The organism is Methanobacterium sp. BAmetb5, from assembly GCF_003491305.1.
Lineage (GTDB): Archaea > Methanobacteriota > Methanobacteria > Methanobacteriales > Methanobacteriaceae > Methanobacterium.
Genome location: NZ_CP022706.1, coordinates 1,097,501 through 1,105,000, shown reverse-complemented (window position 1 = coordinate 1,105,000; position 7,500 = coordinate 1,097,501). Strand labels below are relative to the sequence as shown.

At 41.4% G+C, this 7,500-nt stretch carries 9 protein-coding genes (2 of these 9 only partly in view); 6 read left to right on the top strand and 3 right to left on the bottom strand.

The window, feature by feature from the left end:
* From CIT02_RS05345 to CIT02_RS05320, 6 genes are all read left to right on the top strand, one after another.
* Positions 1 to 101 carry the final stretch of a DUF6790 family protein gene (locus CIT02_RS05345; protein ID WP_292614715.1) on the top strand. It extends 388 nt beyond the left edge of the window, so 101 of the gene's 489 nt are visible here — the last part of the coding sequence; the start codon falls outside the window, past its left edge; its stop codon occupies positions 99 to 101.
* Between the two features lie 68 nt (positions 102 to 169).
* Positions 170 to 859, top strand: a complete 690-nt coding sequence (gene arfB, locus CIT02_RS05340) for a 2-amino-5-formylamino-6-ribosylaminopyrimidin-4(3H)-one 5'-monophosphate deformylase (protein WP_292614713.1) — start codon at positions 170 to 172, stop codon at positions 857 to 859.
* A gap of 223 nt (positions 860 to 1,082) precedes the next feature.
* Positions 1,083 to 1,892: an AIM24 family protein gene (locus CIT02_RS05335; protein WP_292614711.1), complete on the top strand. Its 810-nt coding sequence runs from the start codon at positions 1,083 to 1,085 to the stop codon at positions 1,890 to 1,892.
* Between the two features lie 226 nt (positions 1,893 to 2,118).
* Entirely contained in the window at positions 2,119 to 3,378 is a 1,260-nt protein-coding gene (locus CIT02_RS05330; RefSeq protein ID WP_292614709.1) for a sensor histidine kinase, read from the top strand.
* A 66-nt stretch (positions 3,379 to 3,444) separates the two neighbouring features.
* Positions 3,445 to 3,723 (top strand): ATP cone domain-containing protein, encoded by a 279-nt coding sequence (locus CIT02_RS05325; RefSeq protein ID WP_292614707.1) that lies wholly within the window; start codon positions 3,445 to 3,447, stop codon positions 3,721 to 3,723.
* Positions 3,724 to 3,792: 69 nt separating this feature from the next.
* On the top strand, positions 3,793 to 4,551 hold the full coding sequence (locus tag CIT02_RS05320) for a nitroreductase family protein (RefSeq protein WP_292614705.1): 759 nt from the start codon (positions 3,793 to 3,795) through the stop codon (positions 4,549 to 4,551).
* Positions 4,552 to 4,633: 82 nt separating this feature from the next.
* On the opposite strand, the gene CIT02_RS05315 is transcribed toward CIT02_RS05320, so the two are convergent.
* From CIT02_RS05315 to CIT02_RS05305, 3 genes are all read right to left on the bottom strand, one after another.
* Positions 4,634 to 5,521, bottom strand: coding sequence for a patatin-like phospholipase family protein (locus CIT02_RS05315; RefSeq protein ID WP_292614703.1), 888 nt, complete (start codon positions 5,519 to 5,521; stop codon positions 4,634 to 4,636).
* Positions 5,522 to 5,585: 64 nt separating this feature from the next.
* The gene (pscS, locus tag CIT02_RS05310) at positions 5,586 to 6,734 is read right to left on the bottom strand and encodes an O-phospho-L-seryl-tRNA:Cys-tRNA synthase (protein WP_292614701.1); all 1,149 of its coding nucleotides are present in this window, start codon (positions 6,732 to 6,734) and stop codon (positions 5,586 to 5,588) included.
* A gap of 248 nt (positions 6,735 to 6,982) precedes the next feature.
* Positions 6,983 to 7,500: the final stretch of a glycosyltransferase family 39 protein gene (locus CIT02_RS05305; protein WP_292614699.1), read on the bottom strand. The gene runs 1,207 nt beyond the window's last position; only the last 518 of its 1,725 coding nucleotides appear in the window; its start codon lies off the right edge, out of view — the gene reads right to left on this strand; its stop codon occupies positions 6,983 to 6,985.

Below are 7,500 nucleotides of genomic sequence, written 5' to 3'. Positions count from 1 at the left end.
ATGCCGGAACAGTACTTTACCTGGACATTTTAATGCCTTTATTTTTGATCATATTACTGTTGGTACACCAAAAAACTCTGAAAAAGGATTCATCTTCATGATTTATCCTTTAATAGGGATTTATAAGATTAAATAGTATTACAAAGACCTTAAGGATAAGTGGGAAAGGATGGAACTGAGATATTCAGCAGGCCGGGTAATATCACCGGAGGTTCATAAAATAGGAATCCTGGCAGTGGGTTCCCACCTGGAAAACCACGGCGCAGCACTCCCTATAGATACTGACTCTAAAATAGCATCTTATCTAGCATTTGAGGCTTCAATCCGCACTGGAGCCAAATTTTTAGGGATACTTTATGGGGCCACAGAGTACGAATATGTGAAACATGGGATTCACCTCACTCCCCCGGCTCTGGTGGAAAAAGAACTCATTCCCACTCTAAGAAAGGCTAAAAATAATTTGAATTTAGAAGCAGTGGTCCTGGTTAATGGGCATGGTGGAAATGTACCCATTCAGGATTATCTGGATGATGTTCGGGGAAAACTGAACCTGGAAATAATATTCAACAACCGGATCGTGGAAATTGAGGGCCCTCATGCCGGGACTGGTGAACTTTCCATGGGGGTGTTCCTGGGAATGGCTGATGAATCCTGTCTGGTTGAGCACTGTAACTTTGAAGAATACCCTGAAGTGGGAATGGTGGGCCTTGACCAAGCACGCCAGGCCAATGAAGGTATAGATAGGGGAGCATGTGAGGTTCAGGAACAGGGAATTGATATCAACCGAAAGTTGGGAGAATCACTCCTGGAAACTGCTATTTTGGATATTGTTAAGGACGTGGAAACTTTGTTAAAATAACTTTTCCCGCCTTATTTTGTTATAAAAATTTTATAAAGGAAACTATTCCTTTTTTAAAGATTTAATTTAAAGTTCAGGACAAATTACCTTTTTTTACAGATAAAAATAATTATCTAACCATCCATTTGAGAAAAACAATTCATTAATTAATATCATATCCATCATACAATACTTATTGATGACTTTACTAAAGTGTAATAAACTAAAAAATTGAGGTGTGAATATGTTTTGTCCCAACTGTGGAACTGAAGTTAAAGGAAAATTTTGCCCAAACTGTGGTGAATCAATAGAAGTAGCCCCGGAAACTCTGGAAAGCCCGGAGATCAAACCAGCGGTCATCACCCCTGGTGCAGGCTCTTCAAGCAAATACTCAGTAGATGACTTCATCAGCCGAACCATGGAGAAACCAGGTTCTGGTGAAACATTCGAAATTGAAAACAACTACCTGCTGAACATAAACCTCAACGGTAAGGTATGGTCCAAAAAGGGAGCCATGGTAGCCTACACCGGGGATGTTAAATTCAAAAGGGAGGGAACCTTTGAACATGGCCTGGATAAATTTGTTAAAAAGGCAGTGACTGGGGAAACAAGTACTTTAATGAAAATGAAAGGACAGGGAAAAGTTTACCTGGCAGATCAGGGGAAAGAAGTTGTTGTTTTGAATCTGCAGAACGAGCGGATTTACGTCAATGGAAATGACCTTCTGGCATTTGAAGACCAGATTGACTGGGACATAACCATGATGAGCTCAGGAGTGGGAATGTCTGCCGGAGGTCTGTTCCAGGTAAAACTGGAAGGAACCGGTATGGTAGCTATAACCACTCACTTCACCCCTATCACCCTGGTGGTAACTCCGGATCAACCAGTGTACACGGATCCCAATGCCACTGTGGCTTGGTCCGGTGGTTTAACCCCCTCAGTCAAGGCGGATGTGGACTTCAAAACTTTACTGGGAAAGGATAGTGGTGAAACATTCCAGTTAAAGTTCCGGGGCCAGGGATTCGTAATTGTACAGCCTTTTGAAGAGATATAAAAAGGATATAATCTAATTTTACCGGAAAAAACCTTTTTTCCACCTTTTTTTATATTATATAAAATATGATAGTTAATTTTAAAAACAACCTTCATTTTTGGATTTATATTTAATTTGAGGTCGTTATACAAATTTTATCCCATGGATAATGATTATTTTCACCAGTGGGAATTAGAAGATAAGACTTATAATTAATAGGGGAAAAATAATATAAAAGGGGGCGAAAATGCAAAAATCTCATAAACCCATTAATCCCGGTTACAGTGCCCTTAAAATAGCCTTTATTTATTTTGTAATTAGTATAATCTGGATCATTGCTTCCGATCAATTGTTAAGCCTTACTGTGGGTAATCGTCAGTTATTCACCACACTGGCCATGTTTAAAGGAAGTTTGTTTGTGATTGTCACCGCTTTTTTGATTTACTTCCTGGTTTACAGGAATCTGGTTTCCATTAAACGTTCGGGAGAAGAGCTTACCAAAAGTGAAAAGAAGTTTCGCGAAATCTTCAACAAAGCCAACGATATGATATCGGTGAATAACATGGCTGCCGGTGGAATTGGGAGGTTCCTGGAAGTCAATGAAGTGATGAGTAAAAAGTTGGGCTATGATAGAGATGAACTCCGGAATATGAGTCCCGCGGACATAATATCCCCGGACATAAAAATCCCGGAAAATACTGGTGCAATACTCCTGGAAGAGGGACAAAGTACCTACGAGGTGGTGGTGTTAACCAAAGATGGCAAAGAGATACCGGTTGAAGTGAAAAGCCACATCATCAATTACGAAGGGCAAGATGTTTCTCTGTCAGTATCCCGTGACATAACCGATCGTAAAAGGGCAGAAGATAAGTTGAAATCCTCCCTGGAAGAAAAAACGGTTTTACTGCGGGAAGTTCATCACCGGGTTAACAACAACCTGCAGATCATATCCAGTCTGTTCAATCTCCAGTCCCACTACGTTGATGAGAACTCTATAGATGTTCTCCTGGTTAGTCAGAGCAGGGTTAGATCCATGGCCATGATATACGAGAAACTGTACCAATCACCGGATCTGACCCATCTAAACATTAAAGATTATGTGGAGAGTTTTGTATCCGATCTTTTCTCTTTGTACGGGGTGGAAACTGGAATTATCCAAACTAAAATTAAGGTTTCGGATATTGAAATGGGGATGGACACGGCCATACCTTTAGGGCTGATCATCAATGAACTGGTTACCAATTCTTTGAAACACGCATTTCCGGAGGGAACAAAAGGGAAAAAAATCCAGATAACTCTAAATAAAAATGATGAGCTATTTAAATTGAAAGTAGCAGATAACGGTGTGGGTATACCCGAAACTGAAAGAAAAACTCCTAAAACTCTTGGTTTGCAGCTGGTGAAGAGTCTGGTTAATCAGTTGAATGGAACCTTGACCATCACTGTAAAGAAGGGAACCATAGTGGAAGTGTTATTTAAAGAACTGAAGTACAAGGAACGGATTTGAACCAAGTGTTTTTAGAAAAAAATATCAAGGGATAAGGGATAGATTACTAACGGAGGGGTGTTTTATTTGACCAAGGTAATAAAAAATAAGGGTAAAATTGAAGCGTTTAATCCCAATAAAATTAAAGGGTCACTGCAAAAGGCCACAATTGATGCTGGTTACACTGTGGAAGAGAAAAAAGATATTATAAATCAGGTATTTGCTAATATAAACAAAAAAATTGACGCAGATGAGGAAATTAAGAGTGAAACCATAAAAATGTGCCTTTTAACCGAATTAGATAAATGCGAACCGTATATAGCCAAATCATGGCGTAACTTTGATAAAAAGTATAAATCAAGATAAAATTCTAATTTTTCCATTTATTATTATTCCTATAATTTTATGTATATTTGGTCGGAGGGATTTTATAACATGGTTGATCTTTACCCGCAGATATTCAAGAGAAAATCCATTAGAGATTATCATTTGGAACCTCTGGAAGAGGGCGTGTTACAGAATGTATTGGAACAGGTCAACAACCTGGAACCTTTATATGATGATATTAAGGTAGATTTAAAGATAGTCTCCTCAGATGATGTTAATCCCCGGATGATGAAAAAAGCACCCTATTACCTTGCTGTATTTTCAGAAAATAAAGAGGGATACAAGACCAACATTGGCTTCCTGCTCCAGCAGATGGATCTTTTCTTCTCAGCTCATGGGTTGGGCAGCTGCTGGCAGGGGATCCCCCAACCAAAAAAACGGGTTGTGGAAAGTTCAGACATTAAGTTCATTATTTTAATGGCCTTTGGAAAGCCAAAGGTTCAGTTACACCGAACCAGTAATCTTGAATTCAATAGGAAACCACTCCCTAAAATAAGCGACATTAAAAATGAAGGTTACATTGGGGCTTTGTTGGAAGCAGCCCGCCTGGCCCCCTCTGCTACAAACAGTCAGCCCTGGTTTTTTAAGGGTAATAATCATGTTATTCATGCTTATTCTTTCAAACCGAATATTTTAAGGGCCATAATGCTGAAGAAATATATCAAAATTGACATGGGTATTGCCCTTTACCATATTAAACTGGCAGCAGAACACCTTGGAAAAACAGTGCGCATTGTTTTTGATGATGTTGGCCACGAAAAAACCCCTAATAGGTACGAATATGTGGCCAGTGTGAAAATAAATTAGTTTGAAGATACTAGTTGAATGATTAATTAAATTGATAGTTTAATAGATAAAAGGGGGAATGAATTTAAAACCCGGGGTATGATTATTCCCAGAAAATATTCACTTCTTCAGCTATTTTTTGCCCCTGTTTACGTCCTGCTTTGGCAGCTTCGTTTCGAAACTCTGCATCCAGGGGGTTGGGCCCTTTAGCTTCCAGTGACTCTTCATCAGGGGTGATGACCTTAACCTGGGAACCAGATTCTTCCAGTTGTTTAACCTCTTCCTGGAAGGTGATACGGTGCATGGTGGGTCCCATTGCCGGTGCAACCATAGTGGGTTCAGCCACAATTATAAGCACCTTCTGGTAACCCTGGGCTACATCGGCATTGGTACCGGAACTCATACCCCCATCAATGTAGCGACGACCATTGATGGTGGTGGGAGGATAAACACCGGGAACAGCCGAACTGGCTGATACTGCAAGTAAAAGGGGAACACCAGAATCCTGACTAAATTTAATCCATTCACCAGTCTGGGCATCAACGGCATTGATAATAAGTTTCTTCTCCAGATTCCATTCATGAACAGGCAAGCGAGAAGCCATTATTTCCAACCTTTCTTCCTCACTCATGGTGGGAGCATTCAGTGCTGCTTCCCCAATACGTACCCTTGCTGTTTGAGAATCAGGAGAGCTCATAATGGCTGCAGCCATCATCTGACGGAATTCATGTCCATCAAAGTCCACTGGTCTTTCCTTGGTTTCAATGATTGGTTTGAGCTGTAAGTTGTAGAGTTCTTCCAGGCGGAGGCCACTGGTGATCTGGGCACCTACACTGGAACCAGCTGATGTCCCCACCACGAGATCCACATCAGTAACCTTCACCCCGCCTTCTTCAAGTCCCAGAAGGACACCTAATTCCCATGCTGTTCCGGTGATGCCTCCACCACTCAGAACTAGAGCTTTTAATGGTTTTTCATCCGTTTCATCCATGAATCCACCTCCAAGACATTACTTACCCCTCAGAATTTGTCCAGACACTGTTAAGTTCCGGAAGTTAATCTGCCATTTCCCCATATTTATTGGCAATTTCAGCAAAGGAGTGGGCTATGTAGTGCACCTGTTCCTGGCTGTAACCGTAGACACTGCACTTAAACCACTGGGTCTGTCCCCGTTTGATACCCACGATGTTGCGCTGTTTAAGTTCTTCATATAAATAAAAACCTTTACGTTGATGTTTAGCTGCGATTCTGTGGAAAAATGGTGTTTCGAATCGTACCAGATCATGTTCAGTTGGTCGCACTCCGATCTGACGCACTCCGCTGATTTTTTCCATTTCAGAAACAAAGTAACGGCTTTTTTCGACTTCAACATCCCAATGCTTCACCCGGTTAATGATATGGGGCAGAGAAGCCATTAAAGTTGCAATGGGAGCCCCGCGACTGGTACACCCCAGCATTTCCAGTTCCTTCACCTGATGCAGGGAGGATCGTTTCAGGACCAGATCGGCCCACTCCTCCTGTACACCCAGTATGCCTATTGGCCCGGAGGCGGCCATGCTTTTATGGCCACTTCCCACTGCAAAATCCACATTCCACCCTTTGGCATCTATTGGCATTCGTCCCATGGAGTATGCACAGTTCAAAAGGAAGGGAATGCCAGCATCATGGGCAACTTTACCAACAGCACGGGCATCAGTTACATTACCGTAATCCCCATCTACATGGGTTAAAAGAACCAGGCTAACCTCTTCTCCCCTATCATTGAGTTCATCCAGGGTTTCATGGTATCGTTCGGCGTCAATACGGTACTCTGGTTCTCCACTGCTGGGAACTTCCACTATGTTAAGCCCGTTACGTTCTGCTGCCAGGTGAGAAGTGTAATGGGCGTTACCATCCATAACCACAGTATCTCCCGGCCGGCAAAGGGCATGCATAACTGCGAATTTTCCTTCCCTTGCTCCATGGACAGTTCGTGCATGATCTACCTGGATAAAATTGGCCATATCCTCCAGAAAACTGCTAATGGATGGTTTTGATATTTGATCCAGGCGGCCAGCACAGTAGTCACACACACTGTACCCGTCGGAAAATTCATACAGTGCTTGCCGTGATTCAGGAGGAAGCACCCCTCCACGTTGGAGAGGGTTGAGGTTAAGGTTTTCTCTTTCAGTTTGACGGTTAAGGGAATAATCTTGACATTCCATACAATTCACCAGATTCCTGTTTAGGGGTTATAATTCAGTCATGGTCAAAAATGGCCATAACCGGGAATAAACTTAATTAATTATTTTTGTATTCCATTTAAACTTAAATTTCACTATTCTTCATTTTCTCTTTTTCAATTCTCATATATTTTCTCCAACTGGAAGTGGGATTAGTACAATTTATACCACTTTCCGATGAATGAATAATCCCCCAGGGATCCCCCCTAAAATAATAAAAGAGTTAAGTGTTATGATGGGGTGTTGGTAGTTTTGAATTCAAATCCGCCCACCTTAAAGTCTAATTTTTTACCCTTAACCTCAGAGTAATGGATGTTCAAACCGTTGGGTAGATGGATGGTTTTAATTTCTAACTGACTTTGCAGTTCCTGGAAAAAGGTTGACCGGTTATCAATTATCCATACAATCCTTTCAGTGGAAGAATTTATAGGGATCTCCAATGTACTGGACTGGGAAAGGGTGAATGTGTGGTTTTTCCCGTAGTAAGCTGAAACCTGGTTATTGAGCTTGTTACTTTTTAGTTGGGAGTTACCAGAATCAAAGAGATAGTAAACACTGTATTCTGGAAGTTCATACATGGCTTTCCTCCAGCTCAAACCCTGGTCTTCACGGATAATATCCCTTATAATGATTTGAGTACTCTGGGGCCTGTTTTGGGATAGGTTACCAATCACCTCCAAGTGCCACTCTGTATTCTGGTCATTGATGGTGATCTTCTCCTGATTGTACATGAACAACATGTCCAACC

Bases quoted from the DNA above. Each gene is read 5' to 3' on its own strand.
- CIT02_RS05320 (WP_292614705.1), top strand. From the start codon at position 3,793: ATGGTTGATCTTTACCCGCAGATATTCAAGAGAAAATCCATTAGAGAT.
- CIT02_RS05330 (WP_292614709.1), top strand. From the start codon at position 2,119: ATGCAAAAATCTCATAAACCCATTAATCCCGGTTACAGTGCCCTTAAA.
- arfB (WP_292614713.1), top strand. From the start codon at position 170: ATGGAACTGAGATATTCAGCAGGCCGGGTAATATCACCGGAGGTTCAT.
- CIT02_RS05315 (WP_292614703.1), bottom strand. From the start codon at position 5,521: ATGGATGAAACGGATGAAAAACCATTAAAAGCTCTAGTTCTGAGTGGT.
- CIT02_RS05335 (WP_292614711.1), top strand. From the start codon at position 1,083: ATGTTTTGTCCCAACTGTGGAACTGAAGTTAAAGGAAAATTTTGCCCA.
- pscS (WP_292614701.1), bottom strand. From the start codon at position 6,734: ATGGAATGTCAAGATTATTCCCTTAACCGTCAAACTGAAAGAGAAAAC.